This is a genomic window from Corynebacterium sp. MSK004 (genome assembly GCF_030232515.1).
In the GTDB taxonomy this organism is placed as follows: Bacteria; Actinomycetota; Actinomycetes; order Mycobacteriales; family Mycobacteriaceae; genus Corynebacterium; species Corynebacterium hesseae.
The window spans coordinates 18,676-37,333 of sequence record NZ_JASPKB010000002.1 but is presented as its reverse complement, the minus strand read 5'-3'; the positions used below and the strand labels follow the sequence as shown (position 1 = coordinate 37,333).

General features: G+C 63.2%; 17 protein-coding genes. 6 read left to right on the top strand and 11 right to left on the bottom strand.

What is annotated here, in order from left to right; translation table 11 throughout:
• Positions 1–38: 38 nt before the first annotated feature.
• The 6 genes from QP999_RS02655 to serS all read right to left on the bottom strand — a co-directional run bounded on the left by QP999_RS02655 (position 39) and on the right by serS (position 8,491).
• On the bottom strand, positions 39–884 hold the full coding sequence (locus QP999_RS02655) for an HAD family hydrolase (protein WP_284847593.1): 846 nt from the start codon (positions 882–884) through the stop codon (positions 39–41).
• Between the two features lie 115 nt (positions 885–999).
• Positions 1,000–2,547 (bottom strand): glycerol kinase GlpK, encoded by a 1,548-nt coding sequence (gene glpK / locus QP999_RS02650; RefSeq protein ID WP_070523843.1) that lies wholly within the window; start codon positions 2,545–2,547, stop codon positions 1,000–1,002.
• Positions 2,548–2,571: 24 nt separating this feature from the next.
• Positions 2,572–3,309: an MIP/aquaporin family protein gene (locus QP999_RS02645; protein WP_070597024.1), complete on the bottom strand. Its 738-nt coding sequence runs from the start codon at positions 3,307–3,309 to the stop codon at positions 2,572–2,574.
• A 74-nt stretch (positions 3,310–3,383) separates the two neighbouring features.
• Positions 3,384–5,108: a glycerol-3-phosphate dehydrogenase/oxidase gene (locus tag QP999_RS02640; RefSeq protein ID WP_284847592.1), complete on the bottom strand. Its 1,725-nt coding sequence runs from the start codon at positions 5,106–5,108 to the stop codon at positions 3,384–3,386.
• Between the two features lie 331 nt (positions 5,109–5,439).
• Complete coding sequence (locus QP999_RS02635; RefSeq protein ID WP_284847591.1) at positions 5,440–7,134, bottom strand: lysophospholipid acyltransferase family protein; 1,695 nt, start codon at positions 7,132–7,134, stop codon at positions 5,440–5,442.
• Between the two features lie 94 nt (positions 7,135–7,228).
• Complete coding sequence (serS, locus tag QP999_RS02630) at positions 7,229–8,491, bottom strand: serine--tRNA ligase (protein WP_070563457.1); 1,263 nt, start codon at positions 8,489–8,491, stop codon at positions 7,229–7,231.
• Between the two features lie 57 nt (positions 8,492–8,548).
• On the opposite strand from serS, the gene QP999_RS02625 reads away from it, so the two are divergent.
• The 3 genes from QP999_RS02625 (at position 8,549) to QP999_RS02615 (ending at position 10,870) form a co-directional block, all read left to right on the top strand.
• A complete protein-coding gene (locus tag QP999_RS02625) occupies positions 8,549–9,289 on the top strand; it encodes a GntR family transcriptional regulator (RefSeq protein ID WP_070523858.1) in 741 nt (246 codons plus the stop codon).
• Between the two features lie 72 nt (positions 9,290–9,361).
• A complete protein-coding gene (locus QP999_RS02620) occupies positions 9,362–10,492 on the top strand; it encodes a septum formation family protein (protein ID WP_070523861.1) in 1,131 nt (376 codons plus the stop codon).
• Positions 10,493–10,522: 30 nt separating this feature from the next.
• Positions 10,523–10,870, top strand: coding sequence for a metallopeptidase family protein (locus QP999_RS02615; RefSeq protein WP_070531807.1), 348 nt, complete (start codon positions 10,523–10,525; stop codon positions 10,868–10,870).
• 23 nt (positions 10,871–10,893) lie between these two features.
• Here QP999_RS02615 and QP999_RS02610 read toward each other — a convergent pair whose 3' ends face one another.
• Together QP999_RS02610 and pheA are read right to left on the bottom strand one after the other, a co-directional pair.
• A complete protein-coding gene (locus QP999_RS02610; RefSeq protein WP_070597027.1) occupies positions 10,894–11,541 on the bottom strand; it encodes a histidine phosphatase family protein in 648 nt (215 codons plus the stop codon).
• 11 nt (positions 11,542–11,552) lie between these two features.
• Complete coding sequence (gene pheA / locus QP999_RS02605; RefSeq protein WP_070562208.1) at positions 11,553–12,458, bottom strand: prephenate dehydratase; 906 nt, start codon at positions 12,456–12,458, stop codon at positions 11,553–11,555.
• A gap of 41 nt (positions 12,459–12,499) precedes the next feature.
• Between pheA and QP999_RS02600 the strand changes: the two genes are divergently transcribed.
• From QP999_RS02600 to QP999_RS02590, 3 genes are all read left to right on the top strand, one after another.
• Positions 12,500–13,645, top strand: a complete 1,146-nt coding sequence (locus QP999_RS02600; protein ID WP_284847590.1) for an amidase — start codon at positions 12,500–12,502, stop codon at positions 13,643–13,645.
• On the top strand, positions 13,642–14,340 hold the full coding sequence (locus QP999_RS02595) for a CPBP family intramembrane glutamic endopeptidase (RefSeq protein WP_284847589.1): 699 nt from the start codon (positions 13,642–13,644) through the stop codon (positions 14,338–14,340). Before QP999_RS02600 ends, QP999_RS02595 begins: the two co-directional genes overlap by 4 nt.
• A 206-nt stretch (positions 14,341–14,546) precedes the next feature.
• Complete coding sequence (locus QP999_RS02590) at positions 14,547–15,836, top strand: LCP family protein (protein WP_284847732.1); 1,290 nt, start codon at positions 14,547–14,549, stop codon at positions 15,834–15,836.
• Positions 15,837–15,942: 106 nt separating this feature from the next.
• Here QP999_RS02590 and QP999_RS02585 read toward each other — a convergent pair whose 3' ends face one another.
• From QP999_RS02585 to QP999_RS02575, 3 genes are read right to left on the bottom strand one after another with little or no spacing between them, the layout of a single operon-like run.
• Complete coding sequence (locus QP999_RS02585) at positions 15,943–16,872, bottom strand: DUF5926 family protein (protein WP_143336130.1); 930 nt, start codon at positions 16,870–16,872, stop codon at positions 15,943–15,945.
• Positions 16,873–16,893: 21 nt separating this feature from the next.
• Positions 16,894–17,598, bottom strand: coding sequence for a glycerophosphodiester phosphodiesterase family protein (locus QP999_RS02580; RefSeq protein WP_070523881.1), 705 nt, complete (start codon positions 17,596–17,598; stop codon positions 16,894–16,896).
• Positions 17,598–18,545 (bottom strand): L-lactate dehydrogenase, encoded by a 948-nt coding sequence (locus tag QP999_RS02575; RefSeq protein ID WP_070523884.1) that lies wholly within the window; start codon positions 18,543–18,545, stop codon positions 17,598–17,600. The genes QP999_RS02580 and QP999_RS02575 overlap by 1 nt, the downstream gene beginning before the upstream one ends.
• Positions 18,546–18,658: the final 113 nt, after the last annotated feature.

Below are 18,658 nucleotides of genomic sequence, written 5' to 3'. Positions count from 1 at the left end.
AGACTAAAACACCACCACGCACCCCGCAACCGGAGATATCAGAACCAGCGCTCGAGGACCTTTGCCACACCTGCTTGATGGTGCGGCAGCGTCACTGCATCTGCAGCGGCCACGACATCCGGATGCGCATTCTCCATGGCAACACCGCACCCTGCCCACTCAAGCATCTCGATATCGTTGGGCATATCGCCAAAGGCGATGATGTCTTCGCGGGCGATACCGTGATGCTCAGCCAGCCACTTCACTCCGCGGCGCTTCGTCACGTTGGGGGCCGCAACCTCTAGAACGCCCTCGGACATCGAGTAGGTCACGTGAGCAAGCTCGGAATCAATGTGCGGCGCGATGAGTTCGTAGAGTTCCGGCGCCGAGAACGCGGTATTACGAATCAACAGCTTGACCGCCGGTCGAGACACCAACTCCCCCACGCTCACCAGCCCGAAGCCCTCAAAGAGCGCGTTCTCTGAATAGTGCGATTCCACCACGAAGAGTTCCTCAACTGGGTCCAAGACCGAGCCTCCCGCGCGCTCCGCCCCAAAGCCAACCCCGCCATGCGGCTCGAGCACCTTTGCAGCGACCTTCACGGTTTCCGCGAGGGCCTCAGGCGAGAGCTCGTGGGCGGAGAGAACGCGGTCCTCCGCCGAGTCATAAATCACCGCACCATTTGATGTCACGCAGACTGGGCGCACGGTCAGCTGCTCGAGCACGGGCATGATCCACCGGAAGGGGCGCCCAGTTGCCAGCGCAAACTCGCTGCCCGCGGCGACCGCACGGGCCACAGCCTCGCAGTTTCGCTTGGGCACCCGGTGGTTTCGGTCCAACAAAGTACCGTCGATATCGCTGATGATGAGGCGCGGAGCGTGGTCCGAGAATACTTCATTGGCCATAGCCCCGAGTCTACGTCAGGTTGAGACACACGACGGCACGGATAAGCGCCCAACGACGAAAGCGGCCGCCACGAGATTACTCGTCACGGCCGCGCCTTCGTGCGTCGTTCAGGTCTTAGGCAATCACGTCGTCATCGTCCACGTCTTCCCAGTTCAGGGAACGCTTGATGGCGCGCTTCCAATCGCGGTAGAGAGCCTCGACTTCTTCCTTTTCGCGTTGCGGCTTCCACACCTTGAAGTCACCCTGCTGGGAGCTCAGCACGCTGAGGTCATCCCAGAAGCCGGAGTCAAGGCCCGCGGCGAATGCAGCACCGGTGGCGGTGGTCTCCACGTTCTTCGGGCGGTGCACCTCCACGCCAAGCATGTCCGCTTGGAACTGCATGAGCAGCTCGTTCATCGTCATGCCGCCGTCGACGCGCAGCTCGGTGATCTCCACGCCGGAGTCCGCCACCATGGCATCGGCGACGTCGCGAGTCTGGTACGCCGTGGACTCGAGGACCGCGCGGGCCAGGTGTTTGCGGTTGGCAAAGCGGGTCAGGCCCACGATGACGCCGCGGGCATCCGGGCGCCAGTACGGGGCGAACAGACCAGAGAAGGCAGGAACGATGTAGACGCCACCGTTGTCCTTAACCTCACGGGCCATGTTCTCGATGGAGGCAGAGTTCGGGATGATCTGCAGGTTATCGCGCAGCCATTGCACCAAGGAACCGCCCATGGACACGGACCCTTCGAGCGCATAGACAGGGCGCTCGCCCTCGCGCTGGAAGCACACGGTGGTGAGCAGGCCGTTCTCGGAGAACTTCGGGGTCGTACCGGTGTTGAGCAGGAGGAACAGGCCGGTACCGTAGGTATTCTTGGCGGAACCCGGGCGGAAGCAGCCCTGGCCGAACATGGCGGCCTGCTGGTCACCTAAAATGGCGCGAATCGGCACGCCGGCCAGCGAGCCGCGCTCGCGCACGGTTCGGAAGTCACCCAGGGACGGGCGGATCTCCGGGAGCATGGACGTCGGGATACCCATCTCCTTGCACAGTTCCTCATCCCACTCGAGCTTCTCGATGTCCATGAGCAAGGTGCGCGAGGCATTGGTGACGTCGGTGGCGTGCAGGGCCTCCTGGCCGTTGTCACCGTCGGCACCACCGGTGAGGTTCCACAGCAGCCAGGTATCGATGGTGCCGAAGAGCAGCTCGCCCTTTTCAGCGCGCTCGCGCGCACCCTCGACGTTATCGAGGATCCACTTGACCTTCGGACCGGCCGGGTACGAGTTGATGATGAGGCCGGTGCGGCGGCGCCACTTGTCCGCGCCCTCGTCGCCGGCGAGCTCCTTACAAATCTCGGTGGTGCGGGTGTCCTGCCAGACAATGGCGTTGTATACCGGCTTGCCCGTGTTCTTGTCCCACACAACGGTGGTCTCACGCTGGTTAGTAATACCGAGGGCGGCGATGTCTTCGACATTGATGTCGCCGTTGGCCAAAGCCTCACCCACCGCGCGGCGGGTGTTGCTCCAGATTTCCTCCGGGTCATGCTCGACCCAGCCCTTCTCCGGGAAGATCTGCTCGTGCTCGAGCTGGCCGACGGACACCTGTTCGCCGTCGTGGTTGAAAATAATGCAGCGGGTAGACGTGGTTCCCTGATCAATTGCTGCAACGTAGCTCTTGGTAGACATTGTTTTCTCCTTGTCGGGGTTGGTTTAAAGAACCATGGACAACAGGCCAACGGCGACGGCCGCCAGCATCGGTGCAACTATCGGGACCCATGCATAGCCCCAGTTGGCGTCTCCCTTGTCCTTAATGGGAAGGACGAAGGCGTACATGATGCGGGGGCCAAGGTCACGGACCGGGTTAATCGCGTAGCCGGTGGCGGTGCCGAGGGACAGACCAATAGAGACGATGACGAAGGCAACACCGAAGTAGCTCAGCGGCCCCAGCTCTCCTCCGGTTGGGCCGAAGGCGATGAACATGAGCAGCACGCAGGTAGCGATGAACTCGGTAACCGCGTTCCACCCGTTATTCGGGTGCGCGGGCTTGGTAAAGAAGATGCCCCCGGTGTTCTTGTTGGCGCCGGTGACGTTGCCGGCTTCGTCGAGGTTGTTGGCGTCGAAAAGCTGCTTAAAGGTGGCCCAGGCAAGGAATGCACCAAGCATGGCGCCGAGAATCTGCCCCAGCAGGTAGTAGGGAACGAGGCCCCACTCGAGGGAACCGTTCACGGCCAGCATGATGGTGACCGCCGGGTTGAGGTGGCCACCGGTGGGGTCGGCAACACTAGCGCCGATGAACACCGCGAGGCCCCAGCCCATAGCGATGACGATCCAATCCGAACCGCGTGCGCCCGAGGTTCGAAGGTTAACAACGGCGCACACGCCGTTACCGAGCAGGAGCAGCAGCGCAGTGCCGATGAACTCCCACAGGAATGCATCCATTCCGGTCATTAGATGTCCTTTCTTATCTGCCTAGGCCAAGGGCCCAGCGAGGGATATCCACCGCTCGCTGGGCCCCGTGACTTTTAGGCTTCTTCCTTGGTGGCTCGTGCGCTGCCTGCGCGCTCGAGGATGTCGTTTGCCTCACGGTCGGTCAGCGCTGCCTCTGCGGCGAGCTCTGCCTCGGTGTGCTTGGTGAAGTGGGAGACTTCGCGCTCAATATCGGCCTGATCCCAGCCCAGCAGCGGGGCAACGAATTCAGCGATCGGCTGCGCAGCGGCGACGCCGCGGTCGGCGAACTCGATGGCCACGCGCAGACGACGGGTCACGATATCGTCGATGTGCAGGGCACCCTCGTGGGTTACGGCGTAGCGAACCTCAGCCCAAATGTAGCTTTCAGCGCCCGGAACCGGCTCGAGCAGCGTGGCGTCGTCAGCAGCCGGGGCCAGCACCTCACCGATCAGCGAGCCATAGCGGCCGAGCAGGTGCTCGATGCGGTCCTCGCTGAGGTTATAGCGGTGAGCCAGCGCCGGTACCTGGTTGGCCAGCGCGTGGTAGCCATCCGCGCCCAGAATCGGGGTGCGCTCGGTAACGGACTCGGACACCTTGGAGCCCAGCTCCTTCACGGCCAGGTCCACGGCGTCCTTACCAATGACGCGGTAGGTGGTGTACTTGCCGCCGGCGACGGAAACCATGCCCGGTGCCACGCGGGCCACAGCGTGGTTGCGGGAGAGGTTGGTGGTGGAATCGGACTTGCCGGACAGCAGCGGGCGGAGACCGGAGTACACGCCAACGATGTCATCGCGAGTGATCTTGTTGCGCACGCGCTGGTTGACCTGGTCCAGAATGTAGTCAATATCCGCCTTGGTCGGGGCCGGATCCGGCAGGGACAGGCCCTTTTCCCAATCGGTGTCGGTGGTACCGATGATCCAGTATTCGCCCCACGGGATGACGAAGAGCACGGACTTTTCGGTGACGAAGCACAGCGCGGCTTCCGCGTCGAGGGCATCCTTCGGAACCACGATGTGCACGCCCTTGGAGGCATGAACCGTGAACTTTCCTTCGACGCCGGCCATCTGCTGAATCTTGTCGTTCCACACGCCGGTCGCGTTGATGAAAACCTTGCCCTTGACGGTGGCCTCGCGGCCGGTTTCCAGGTCGCGGACCTTCGCAGCGGTGACACGCCCGCGGGCGTCCTTCTCAAAGCCAATCACCTCGGTGCCGGTACGCACGTTGGCCCCGTATTCGGCGGCGGTGCGCAGGACGGTCATGGTGTGGCGGGCGTCGTCGACAAGCGTGTCGTAGTAGCGCACGCCACCGACGACGGCGTCCTCCTTGAGACCCGGGGTTACCTTCAGCACGCCCTTGCGGGTGAGGTGCTTCTGCATCGGAACGCTCTTGGCGCCACCCATGAGGTCATAGAGGGTAAAGCCGCCAAACATCATGACGCGCTCCCAGCCGCGGTGGGTCAGCGGGAAGATGAACTTCAGCGGCTTCACCAGGTGCGGTGCGAGGGTGGACATGTTGAGCTCGCGCTCCTTGAGGGACTCCGCCACCAGGCGGAAATCAAACATGGCCAGGTAGCGCAGGCCACCGTGGAACATCTTGGAGGAGCGCGACGAGGTGCCAGCGGCGAAGTCGCGGGCCTCGAGCACAGCCGTCTTCAGGCCACGAGTGGCCGCATCCACGGCGGCGCCGGCGCCTACGGAACCTCCGCCGATGATGACGACGTCATAGTCCTCGGTGGAGTAGTCATTCCAGGTCTTTTCAAAATACTCAGGGTTGAAGCTTGTAATACTCGTCGTGCTCATTGTTGACTGAGTCTCCTCTCTCGCTGCACGGCGTCAGAAAGTCCTATCCAGTTGACGGAATGCGCAGCATATCGTGCTCATCCACCACGAGCGCCCTGCTCACCGATACCTCGGCTACCTGCCCGAGAGGCGGATGAGGAAGAAGTTTTCTCCCAAAGCCAATGCTATATATCACCTGGATTTCTCTCCGGAGACGCTACTCACACGTAGGTTCCGGTGGCGTAAGCTGGCGTTTTTAAGGCATTCCATAGGTGAACAAAATAAAATAACACCCCCTTGCGGGGGTGTTTGCGGACTTTTGCAACCCTCGGCACACCGAGGATGTTAACGCCTATTCCTTCTCTCGTTGCAGGCGCGCCATCGCCTCCAACACCTCAGCCATGCCATAACGCTCCGAGGAATACGTCACCGCACGGGCAGCCTTAATCACCTCAATGGGGGCGGTCTCCAGCGCCACCATATGCACAGCGACGCCTTCCCCACCCTCCGCAAAGGTCTCATCCCCTGGCTCGTTGGCAAAGAACAAGAGATCCTTGGACTCGGCGCCGATCTTCTTCACCACGGCTGCCAACCCCTCCGCAGGCGAAGACGCGGTCACCACTGCGCCGCCAGGGGCATCGTTAAACTGCACCCCTTCGGCCCCGTCCGCGCAGGCAATGCGCCAGCAGGTTTGGGGGAGATCCCCAAAAGCCGCAGCGTCCAGCACCTCGCCCTGCGGCGAAATCACGATCACTTCCTCAACCTGCGGGTGCAGTTGTACAAGCGCCTCCTGGAGCCGCTTCGAAATCTCGCCGTTCTCCATGCTCAACGCACTCTGATCCGCCGCAATCACCCGCGGCGCTTCAGAGTATTCAGCCTTCACCCGGTGAGGCAGGCGGGAAACGATGATGCGCGATTGCGTCGCCGCAGACAGCAAGCCCTGCTCCACCACGGATCCCGCGAAAATCTCCTTGCTGCTCGCCGTCATCGAGGCCTGGGCTTCCATCACGTCGGATTTCAGTTGCGCCATGACCTCCGTAACCTTGTCGCGGCCTTCCCCGACGCCGCGCATGGCCTCTTCGACCACCGAGTTGAGGTTCTCCTTGATCCACTCGAGGGTTTCCGGCGCAGTACGCGGGCGATTCTTCTCTGCGGCGTCGGCTCCAGCTTCTGCAGTACCGGTTTCCTCGTTACTGCCCGGCTTCATCAGTGCCATCCGATCCCGCATGAGCTCCACCGTGGCCTCGGAGACGCGGTCCTTAAGGCTTGTCAGATCATCGCGCAGCCGACGCACGCGGTAGCGCTCGGACTCCACCTCAGAGTCCTTTGCCTCTGCCTCCTCCAACGTCGGGGCGCCGCCGCCCTTGCGTGCCGGCACCCAGAACTCGCCGGCCGGCATCGGGCCAAACTCCGCCTCATAGTCGGCCCACAGGCCCTCCAGGGCCTCCTGCATCCGGCGGCGCACCTCAGCGATGTCCGCGTCAAAGTCACCCGTCGTGTAATAAGGCTCCAAGGCCTTAATCAGCACAGGCGTCTTCGTGCGGCCCAGGTGCTTCTTCTGCCCCTTCGTCCACAGGCGCTGGGAGCCAAAGATAACCTGCGGAATAATCGGCACACCCGCGCCATGAGCAATCCGCGCCGCGCCATTGCGCATGCTGCGAATCTCAAAGCTGCGGGAGATCGTTCCTTCCGCGAACACCCCAACGAGCTCCCCGCTCTTGGCCAGCTCAATGCCCTTCACAATCGACGCCCCACCATCGATGCGGTCCACCGGCACATGGCCCATCAGCCGAAAAAGTTGTCCTGCCACCGGTGTCTTAAAGATAGAAGCCTTAGCCAGGTAGCGCACCAAGCGGCGCTTGCGATACGCCAGGAAAGCCCCAAAGAGAAAATCCATGTAGCCGGTGTGATTGCACACGATGACGGCCCCGCCCTTATCCGGGATATTCTCCTCCCCGGACAAGCGCATCTTGAGCCCCTGAGCAATAGTCACCCCGCGCCCGATGTGCGTGATCTGCCGGTAGAGGAAGTTAGCCACAGCGCTCATAGTGCTCCAAATGCTTAAGACCTCGCCGCCGGCGGAAGGCAGCAAGGAGGGGACAAAAGTAAGCGGCGCGCGAGCCGCCGCGCGCCGCGTTCTTCTAGGAGTTTACGGGGTACAGAACGTCCTTGCCCACGAATGGGCGCAGTGCCTCCGGAACCACGACGGAGCCGTCCGCCTGCTGGTGGTTCTCCAGAATGGCCACGAGCCAGCGGGTGGTAGCCAGGGTGCCGTTGAGCGTAGCGGCGTACTGGGTCTTGCCGTTCTCATCGCGGTAGCGCGTGGACAGGCGGCGGGCCTGGAAGGTGGTGCAGTTCGAGGTCGAGGTGAGCTCGCGGTAGGTCTCCTGAGTCGGCACCCACGCCTCGTTATCAAACTTGCGCGCCGCGGAGGAGCCCAGGTCCCCACCCGCAATATCGATGGTGCGGTAGGGAAGCTCCATCGCCGCAAGCATGTCCTTTTCCATCTTCAGGAGTTTTTGGTGCATCTCCTCGGCGTCTTCCGGCTTGCAGTAGACAAACATCTCCAGCTTGTCGAACTGGTGCACGCGCAGGATTCCGCGGGTGTCCTTGCCGTGAGAACCCGCCTCGCGGCGGAAGCAGGAGGACCAGCCCGCATACTGCAGCGGCCCCTTCGACAGGTCGATGATTTCTTCCTTGTGGTAGCCGGCCAGAGCCACCTCGGAGGTACCAACCAGGTAGAGATCATCCGCCGGCAGGTAGTAGATCTCATCCGAGTGCTGGCCCAGGAAGCCGGTGCCTTGCATGACGTCCGGGCGCACGAGCACCGGCGGGATCATGAGCTGGAAACCGGCCTCGCGGGCCTTCTGCGCAGCCAACATCAGCATGCCCAGCTGCAGGAAGGCTCCATCGCCGGTGAGGTAGTAGAAACGTGCGCCACCGACTTTGGCGCCCCGCTTGACGTCGATAAGCCCCAGCGTTTCACCCAATTCCAGGTGATCCTTCGGTTCGAAGTCGAACTGCGGCTTCTCGCCGACCTCCTCGAGCACGATGAAGTCATCCTCACCGCCCGCCGGGGCACCCTCCACCACGTTGGAGAGCTGGTACTGCAGCTCCGTCACCTTGGCCTCGGCTGCGGCCGCTTCCTCGCCGGCCGCCTTGACCTTCTCCTTCAGCTCGTTGGAGCCCTCCAGCAGCGCGGGGCGCTCCTCCGGGGAGGCCTGGCCAATCTTCTTGCCAAAGGCCTTCTGCTCCGAGCGCAGCTGGTCTGCCTTCACAATGGCCGCGCGGCGCTGTTCATCGGCGGAGAGCAGCTGGTCCACCAAAGCGGGGTCCTCCCCACGGGTTACCTGGGAGGCGCGGACGACATCGGGATTTTCGCGAAGAAACTTGAGATCAATCACGCCGGACAGTTTAGCGCACGGCCACACCTTTGCGCTGGTAATAACCAGCGGATTATCATGGATAACATGGCACCTCACATCATTACCGACGGCCCCGTGCCCAAGCACGCTCAGCTGCGGGATATTCTTTCCGAGCTCTGCCGAACCACTCTCAAACCCGGTGACATCCTTCCGGGCGAGCGCATCCTCGAGGAAACTTACGGCGTTTCCCGCATCACCGTGCGCCGCGCTATCGGTGACCTAGTAGCTGAAGGCCGCCTGCGCCGCGTGCGAGGAAAAGGCACCTTCGTGGCCCCCAACCCTCTGGTCTCCCGGCTTCATTTGGCCTCCTTTTCTGATGAGATGGGCTATCAGAAAGTACAGGCCTCCTCGCGCATCCTGCTGGGTGAACGCAGCGCCGCCCCCGGTGAAGTCTGCGCCTTTTTCGGTACGGAAGCCTCTGTTTCCCATACCCACCTGCGGCGCCTGCGCTTGGGCGATGGCGAGCCTTATTCCATCGACGATGGCTGGTATAACTCTGCCTTCGCGCCCACGCTGCTGGAAAATGACATCTACAACTCCGTCTACTCGATTTTGGATAACACCTTCAAGGTCCCCATCACCGAGGCCGAACAAACCGTCACCGCCGTGGCAGCTGAGGAGGACATCGCCGAGCTTCTCGACGTCTCACCGGGCACCCCGCTCCTGCACATCACCCGCCTCGCCCGCTCCGGGGACCGCCCGGTTGAATGGTGTTCCTCGGTCTACCGCACCGACCGCTACCGGCTCACAACACACGTCTCCCGCTCGCGCATCTAGTGATTCTCCCGCCGCCTTAGCCTTGGGCGGGCTAGAAGCCTGAGCCGTTGAGGGGGTAGTATGAAGAGTTCTATGAGCACTTCATCTGCGTGGCGCTCCGCCTCCGCCATCCGCGTCGTCCTCGTTGCTGCCGTGGCCGCGGCCGTCTTCTTGGCGTTCTACGGTCTCTTCAGTGGCGGGCCAACTGGCACCGATTCGGCCGCACATGACTCCGCTTCCCCCAGCGCCGACGGTAGCCAGGCCGCTGATTCCTCCGAAGGCGAAGCCGCATCCTTCACCACCGCCTCCGCGGGCTCGTGTGTGACGTGGGATATCGCCCCGGACGGCACTGCCACAGGTTTTGAGCAGACCAGCTGCGATAAACCGCACCGCTTCGAGGTCTCCGCCCGAGAGGATCTCAGCGCCTACCCCACCAGCGAGTTCGGCCCCAACGCCAAGCGCCCAGACGTCACGCGGCAAAACGCCCTGCGCGACGAGCTATGCGAGGCCCCCACGGTGAGCTACCTCAACGGCAAATGGGATCCCAACGGACGCTACGACATTGCTTCCATCCTTCCGCCGGCCGGTTCCTGGGATCAGGGTGACCGCACCCTCCTGTGCGGCCTGCAGACTACCGACGCCAACGGCGTACCGCAGGAGTCCACGGGCAAGGTCAGCGAGGTGGACCAGGCGATCGTCGCCAAGCCCGGCGAATGCCGCAAGGTGGATGACAAACAGGTAGTCAGCACCGTGCCGTGCCAGGAACCGCACCAGATGGAGACCGTGTCCGTCATCAGCCTGGCAGAGAAGTTCCCCGATGCTTACCCCAGCGATGAAGAGATGGATAAATTCCTCTCCGAAACGTGTACCCAGAACGCCATGGATTACCTGGGCGGCGAGGAGAATCTCTACCAATCCACGCTGCAGCCTTTCTGGGGCGCGATGAGCCGCGAATCGTGGGAGGGAGGCTCCCGTTCGGTGAATTGCTCGCTGATCCACATCAAGGACGGCCACTTCTCCGAGATCACCGGCTCTGCCACGGGCGGCCGTGATGCCCTGAGCATCAATGGCGCCCCGCCCACGGAGCAGCCGAAGCGCAACCCATTGCGCGACCCGAATGCCCAGCCAGCCGAGCAGAACTCCCAGCAGGGCAGCGAGAATGCCCAGCCGGCCGGGCAGAACGCCGATCCCGCCGCGCCTGAAGCCGTGGCACCGGCCCAATAAACCCCCGTCCGCTCAACAGGGAGTAAGCACATGTACGAGGTCAGCGAGGAACGCTTCGAGGAATTAGTCGGCGAGGCCCTGGACAAGATCCCGGATCGCTTCGTCGATCAGATGCGCAACCTGGTCATCCTCGTCGAAGAAGAGCACCCGGATAGCCCCAACCTGCTTGGGCTTTACGAGGGCGTGATGCTCACCCACCGCACGGCCTCACACACCGGCCACCTGCCAGACACCATCTCGATCTACCGGCAGCCTTTGCAGGCGATAAGCAACTCGGAAGAAGAGCTCGCCCACGAAGTCATGGTGACTGTCTTCCACGAGGTCGGGCACTACTTTGGTTTCGAGGAGGACCGTCTCCACGAGCTCGGCTGGGGGTAGGTACCTACCGTGGCCGCAATGAACTAAACTTCGGTATCCGCCCAGCGCCTCAGCACCCACTGGCCAAAGGGCTGGCCCTGCGGCTCCATGAGGGTGAAGCGGCAGTTGGGCATGTACCCGGTGTAGGCAAAATCGGGGTCCACGCCGCAGGCGTGCGTCGTCACCACACGAATGGCGGCGCCGTGGCTGACGACGATGATGTCTTCATCATCCTCCAGCTCAGCAGCGAGATCCTCCAGCACAGGCTGGTAGCGCCCTAACACGTCCACGTAGCTTTCACCGCCCGGCATTCGGGCTTCCGGGTCGCCGTCGACCCAGCCGCGCAACGCCACCATGTACTCGCGGTGGGTATCCTCGCTGCCGCTCATCTCGTGTTCGCCGGCAAAGACCTCGTGAAGGCCCACGCGAACCTCCACCGGAACGCTGCGCTCATCGGCTGCCTCGCCGTATGTGCGGGCGGCCAGCATCGCCGTCTGCTGGGCGCGCAGGGCAATAGAACACACAAATCGCACGCGGCGGCCTGCGCACAGCTCAGCCAATTCGCGGCCGACATCTTCCGCCTGGCCGCGGCCGCGCTCGGTGAGCTCGGCGCCCGGCGGGCGGGTATCCATGATGCGGTCAATATTGGAATAGGTCTGGCCGTGGCGCAGGAGGATGATTCTTCCAGTCATGCTTCACCACACTATTGACCGGTGCGCGCCTGCGCTACCCAGTCATCGGCCTCTTTCAGCCGCGCCAAATCCCGTGGGCCCTCCCCGAGTTTTACCGCGGAAGGCCAGGAGCCGACAAAAACGACGTTCTCCGCGCGCAACCACAGCGCCCGCAAAGCCTCCGCCACCGGTTGGTCCTCGATGTGCCCGATGAGGTCGGCGTGGAAGCGATAGTTACCGAAGACGGTGCGCAGCGGTCGGGATTCGATGCGGGAAAGATCCACCCCGCGGTGCGCGAATTCTTGGAGGGCGCCGACGAGGGAGCCAGGCTCGTTGGGCAGGGTGAAGATGACCGACGTCCTGTCGTTGCCGGTCCGCTCGGTCGGTTTTCCGGCCGGCCCCACCAGGACGAAGCGGGTCGTGGCCCCGGCAACGTCCGCGACATTCTCCGCAATCGAGTCCAGCCCGAAGACCTCCGCTGCCCGGGCAGGGGCGGCCGCGACATCCACCTCCCCGCGCGCCACGGCCTGCGCCGCCGCGCCATTCGACGCCGCCGGGACATACTCCACGTCCGGCAGGTTCTGCTCCAACCAACCGCGTACCTGCTGGTAGGCCACAGGATGCGTGGAGAAAGTTGTGCGGCTGGAACTGCCGGGGCGCACCAGAATGGAGAAGGACACCGGCAGGTCCACCTCGCGGTAGATCTGGACCCGGGAGCCGTCGGCAAGCGCGTCAAAAGTAGCCGTGACGGGTCCGTCCACGGAGTTCTCAATGGCCACGCAGGCATAGTCCGCCGCGCCCGAGCGCACCGCCGCCAGCGCCTCGGCCGGCGAGCTCACCGGAAGGCCCTCGGGGGAATCAAAGTCAGCGGCGAAATGCTGCATCGCCGCTTCCGTAAAGGTTCCGGCGGGCCCAAGGAATGCGATGGTGGTGCTCATGACAGCAACTTTATCCCACTCAACTACTAGACTGAGCCGCCATGGAGAGAACCGAGTTCACACTGGACAAGCTGCGCGAGGATCTAGCGGGCCTGAGCCCTGCCGAGCACGGCTTCACGTATCTCGATCTCGAGCGCCGGCCACAGGCACACGGGCGCTTGAGCGGGTGGATTCTCTCGGTCAAGGATCTCAACGACGTCGCCGGCATGCCCACCACGCTCGGCCATGCCGAGCGTGCCTACGTGGCGGAGGAGACTGATCCTTTTGTGCAGGAGCTTATCGACGCCGGCGCGCGAGTCGTCGGCAAGTCCGCCGCACCCGAGCTGGGCCTGCGTGTGGACACCGAACCTGTCGGCCTGCCCCACCCGGATAATCCTCTCTATCCCGGCCATACGCCGGGCGGTTCCTCCGGCGGGGCAGCGGTCCAGGTGGCGCGAGGATTACTGCGCGCCGCGCATGCTTCCGATGGCGGCGGTTCCATCCGCGTTCCGGCCGCTGCCTGCGGCGTCGTCGGGTTTAAGCCCGGCGGCGAGGACCTCTCGGTGCAGGGGTTCATCACGCGCAGCATCGCCGATACCGCCGCGCTGCATGGCCTTCGTCCGCGTGCCCGGCGCGCCCGCATTGGCGTGCTGACGGATCCCCTTTTCGCTCAAGCCGAGGTGGCCCCGCACATGCTGCGCGCGGTCGCGGAGGCCACCGCCACCTTTGAAGGCGCCGGCTTCGAAACCGTCGCCATCTCTCCCTACCCCCAAGCCGCCCGCACCTTTGAGGCCTTCCAGCACATCTTCACCCGGAGGTTGGCGGGCCTCGACTTTGCGGAGGGTTACGCGGAATGGATTCGCGCGAAGGGCCGCCGAGTCACGGATTCCGAATTTGCCGCGGCCCGCGCCCACGCCGCTCAGCTACCGGAAATGCTGGCACAAGAGTGGGAAGTAGACGCCATCTTAAGCCCCATGCTGGCCTTCGATCCGCCCCGGCGCGGGCATTTCCTGGCGCTGGATCACCAGGTCAACTTTGATGAGCAAACGCGGTGGTCACCGTGGGGTTCGTTGTTCAACGTAGCGCAGCTGCCCGCTATTTCCGTGCCGTGGCCGGTGCGCGATCATCCGCCGGTGGGCGTGCACTTGGGCTCGCTCACGCTTGATGACGCCTCCCTTCTCGGCCTCGCCCAGGTGCTTCACCCATGATCGCGCGCTCCCGCTTGTACGCGGAGATCCTCATCGTCCTCACCATCACGTTTGGTATCTCGGGTGTACGCGCCGCATTGCGCCTGACCGATTCCCTGCTCAACCCGGCGCCGCTCAATGAGCAATCGGTCACCATCAACGCTTCGCAGTCAGCGACTACGTTGCTCGACCTCGCCTTCCAGCTGTGCAGTGCCGCGGTGCTCTTCGCGTGGGGAGCGCTTGCTCTGTACTTGATTTCCTCTCCACCCCGCCCGCAGCGGCGGGATGGCCTGCATGGCGCGGCGTTGGCGGCGGTAATCGGTCTGCCGGGTCTGGCGCTGTATTACATAGCGCTGCACTTCGGCTGGACCAAGGAGGTCGTCCCGGGAGCTTTCGATACGTGGATTGAGATTCCCGTGCTGCTCATCAAGTCCTTTGCTAATGCCTGGGCGGAGGAGCTCGTGGTGGTGTATTGGCTCATGACCAGGCTTAAGCAGTCTGGGTGGGCCCTGCCCGCAACGCTGGCGGCTTCCTCCATCCTGCGCGGCTCTTATCACCTTTACCAGGGTGTTTCCGCGGGCTTCGGCAATATCATCATGGGCGTGGTCTATGGCTGGTACTTCCACCGCACGGGCAAGGTGTGGCCGTTGGTCATCGCGCACTTTCTTATCGACGCCATCGCTTTCGTCGGCTACGCCCTCCTCTTCGGCGCTTAAGCAAGAGCTATCGACAAGCCACAGCGAAAAGACAGCTACCGCCCCCTGTGTGATGGGTGGGGCAGAAGTTGTTTCGCGGTACAGTGTTCCCCATGACCTACCAAGGACGCGATCCAGAGCGCGAAGCCCGCCGTGCCGGCGAGCCCCACGGCAGACCTCGCCGCGCGGGCTCCGCTAGCTCTGCAGGCCCTTCCCGCCCCCGGAACATGGCCAGCCCACGCGGCTCACACGCGGCCGGTGATGACGCTGGCGAGTTCGTCCTTGGTGCCGACGGGCAGCCCTTGCGCGATCGCTACGGCCGCCCGGTGCGCCGCCGCCCATCCGCGCAGCAAGCTAATCCTGCGCATTCATCCTCCCGCGCTCAGCGCCCCAGCGCGCGGCGCTCCCGGCCGGAGGAGACCCGCTTCGACGTCGACGCCTACATGGCCCAGCGCTCCCCTGCGCGCCCAGCGCCCCGCCGGAGCGTACCTTCGCAACAGCCTGCTGTCCGCGCCAATCGGTACACCCCGGATGCCCCACCGCGTAGCTACGCTCCGCAAGCCCCCACCCGCAGGCGTGCCGAAGGTCGCCCGCACAGCCGCCGCAAGAAAGTAAACCCAGCCAAGCAGGCTTTCGGTTGCCTGGGCTGGCTCGTCGTCATCGCCCTCGTCTTCATGGTGGCCTTTACCCTGTGGACGGATTCGCGTTTAACGCGCATCGATGCCCTGCCCACCGAGCAGGTGGCACAAACCTCTGGTACAAACTGGCTGCTCGTAGGTTCGGACTCGCGCCAGGGGCTCACTGAAGAACAACAGGCGGAGCTAGGCACCGGTGGCGATGTGGGCGTCGGCCGCACCGATACCATCATGCTGCTGCACATTCCCGCATCCGGAAAGGCCCAGTTGGTCTCCATTCCGCGCGATAGCTACGTCGACGTCCCCGGCTTTGGCATGGACAAGGTCAACGCGGCCTTTACGTACGGCGGCCCGCAGCTGCTGACCCAAACCGTGGAGCAAGCCACCGGCCTCCACATCGACCACTATGCGGAGATCGGCATGGGCGGCTTGGCCAACGTCGTGGATTCCGTCGGCGGCGTGGATATCTGTGTTAAGGAGCCCATCAACGATCCGCTTGCCGGCATCGACCTCCAAGCGGGCTGCCAAAAGCTCCGCGGGCCGGATGCCCTCGGCTACGTGCGCACCCGCGCCACCGCGATGGGTGACTTGGACCGCGTGGAGCGCCAGCGCGAATTCTTCGCCGCACTGCTGGATAAGGCAACGTCTTTCTCCACGATTGGCAACCCCTTCAAGGCAATTTCACTGGTTAACCACACCGCCGACTCCTTCATCGTCAACGAGAAGGACCACGTCTGGCACCTTGCCCGCGTGGCGCTATCCATGGCCTCCGGCGTGGAGACGAAGACGGTTCCCATCGGCGGCTTCGAGGACACAGTCGTGGGCAACGTCGTCCTCTGGGACGACGCCGAAGCCCAAGCGCTCTGGGACTCCCTGCGCTAAGGCTTCGGCCGGTCGTTTCGATCAAATAAGGCTCCAAAACCACAAGGTTTTGGAGCCTTATTTGATCGTTTCGTACCCGCGCCTCGGGGGCGAAGGCACCGAGATACTAGCGCAGCGTCACCTGACGGGACTTGATGTTCTGCAGCTGCTTGCGCTCATCGGCGTCGAGGTTGGCGTCGTTGGAGATCTCCTCCTCCAGCGCCTTATTCACGCGAGACAACTCTGCCTCGTAGGAATCGTGAGCAACCTCCGGGTCGAGGTCGAAGACCGGAGCGATGAGGCCGTGGGTACGGAAGACGCCGGCAAACTTGGTGTTCTCTCCCAGGTTGAGCTCACCGCGAGCGGCGATGCGCGCGAGGGCGTTAAGGAAAGCATTCTCGTCATCGCAGGGGCGGACCCAGCGGATGTGCGCCTTGCCGCCACCGGCATTAGCCCAGAAGGCGGTACCCACAAAACCCTCGGCCTCCTGGCCTACCTGGTAGGACTCAATGACGGAATCGTTGGCGCGCTGCAGAGCCTGCGCCATATGCGGCGGGACCTGCGCGCCCTCCGGCATCCACCACGCGAAGTCCTGGTAGACGTTGATCTCCAGCTCGGCGTCCTCCTCCAGCAGCTCCTTGAGCTCCGGCTGGGAGCCATCAGCAGCGGTGGACTCGAGAGTGGAACCCGGCGCGTTGTTCTTCACCCAGTTCAGGGCGAAAGCCAGGTCGCGGCCCGGATTGTGCGTGTGGGACTGCACCTGCAGGCCCACGAAGGCCTCGCCGCCGGACTCCTCATCACGGATGAGTGCCGCGGTAGCACCGGGCAGCACGGTGGAGACGTAAACGTCCTTGTCAAAGCCTTTCACAGACAGCTTCGCCGTTGCGGAAGGAACGAATTCCTGCAGGGCGACGAGGCTAGCCTCAGCGGCGAGCCCACCGAAGGGGCGGGGGTCCTTTTCCAGGGCAGCGCGCTCGGCGGCGCGGGCAGCGAGCTTAGCTTGGCGGCGGGACATGCCCTCCGGCAGCTGTTCGTTCTTCTTTTTCTTCTTGGCCATACTGAACAACTTACCTGTTCATTACAGCTCAATGGCATGCAGGGCCACTTCCGGCTGGTTCGTGGCGAGAATATCCACCCCGTTGGCCCACGCCCACTTCATATCCTCGGGTTTATCGATGGTCCACATGTAGGTGGGCAAGCCGTGCGCGCCGATGGCGCCTGGTTGGAGCTTGCCGCGCAACAGCGACATGCCCAGGCCCGTGGGCTGCGATAACAAGATATCTGGGCGGTTGAAATGGCGCTCCCAATCGCGGCGCAAGTAGATGCGGTCGATATGCGGGGCGAGCGCCGCCATTCGACGGATGGCCCGGTGGGAAAAGGAAATCATGTGGATCCGGGGGTCGTCGACAAGCCCTGCGTAGCGCAACCGCAGCACCATCTGTTCTTCGAGGATGTCGCCCTGCCCCGAGGGATGCTTGGTCTCGATGTAGAGGTGATGCTTCTTATCGCCGAGCATCTCGAGGAGCTCGTCGAGAAGCAGCATGCGCTGGCCGCCGCCAATCTTGAGGCGGCGCAGCTCCTCCCATGTCATGCGAGACACTCGGCCTGAGCCATTCGTGGTGCGGTCCAGCGTGGGATCGTGGTGAACCACCACCTTGCCGTCGCTGCTCAGGCGGATATCGCACTCGATGCCGTGAATGGGAAGCTCGAGCGCTTTTTCAAAGGCAAGAGGGGATAGCTCCGGATATTTCCCGGAGTATCCCCTGTGGGCGACAATCTTCACTAGCCGAAGATTTCTTCCTTGATGGTGTTGAGCGTGTTGAAGGAGTTCTCGAAGCGCTCCTTCTCGTGGTCATCGAGGGCCAGCTCGATAACACGGTTGACGCCGGAGCGGTCAACGATGGCCGGGGTGCCGATGAAGACATCCTCGTGGCCGTACTCACCCTGCAGGTAAGCGGAGACAGGAAGTGCGACGGCCTGGTTCTGGATGACCGCGCGGGTGATACGGGCCAGGGCCATGCCGATGCCGTAGGAGGTGGAGCCCTTGGCGTCGATGATGTGGTAGGCGGCGTCGCGGGTGTCCTCGAAGATCTTCTCGATGCGCTCGTTGTAGCCCGGGTCCTTCTCAGAACGATGGGACAGGGAGACACCAGCGATGTTGGCGGAGGAGACGACCGGCAGCTCGGAGTCACCGTGCTCGCCGATGATGTAGGCGTGGACGGAGGTCGGTGCCACGTCATCCATCTCAGAGAGCATGTAGCGGTAGCGGGCCGAGTCCAGGACGGTGCCGGAGCCGATGACGCGCTCGTGCGGGAAGCCGGAGGCCTTCCACACCGCGTAGGTCAGCAGGTCCACCGGGTTGGAGGCGACCAGGAAGATGCCGTCGAAGCCGTTCTTCATGACGTCACCCACGATGGAGTTCATGATCTTGACGTTCTTGTCCACGAGCTGCAGGCGGGTCTCGCCGGGCTTCTGAGCGGCGCCGGCGCAGATGACGACCATGGAGGCGTCCTTGCAGTCTTCGTAGGTGCCCTTGGTCACGCGGGTGCGGGACGGGGCCCAGACAACACCATGGTTGAGGTCCATGACGTTGCCCTCGAGCTTCTTTTCGTCGATGTCGATGATGGCCAGGTGGTCAACAGTTCCCTGGTTGACCAGAGCGTAGGCGTAAGCAACTCCAACGTCGCCAGCGCCGATGAGTACTACTTTGTTTCCAACATGATTTCCCATGCCTCCTATTGTGCCCCCAATGTCCGAATTTTGCTCGTTATGCGCCCGAATTCACAGACCCAGTAGTCCGATCTCACATTTTCATGTCCGATCGGACATCTATGGAGGCTGCG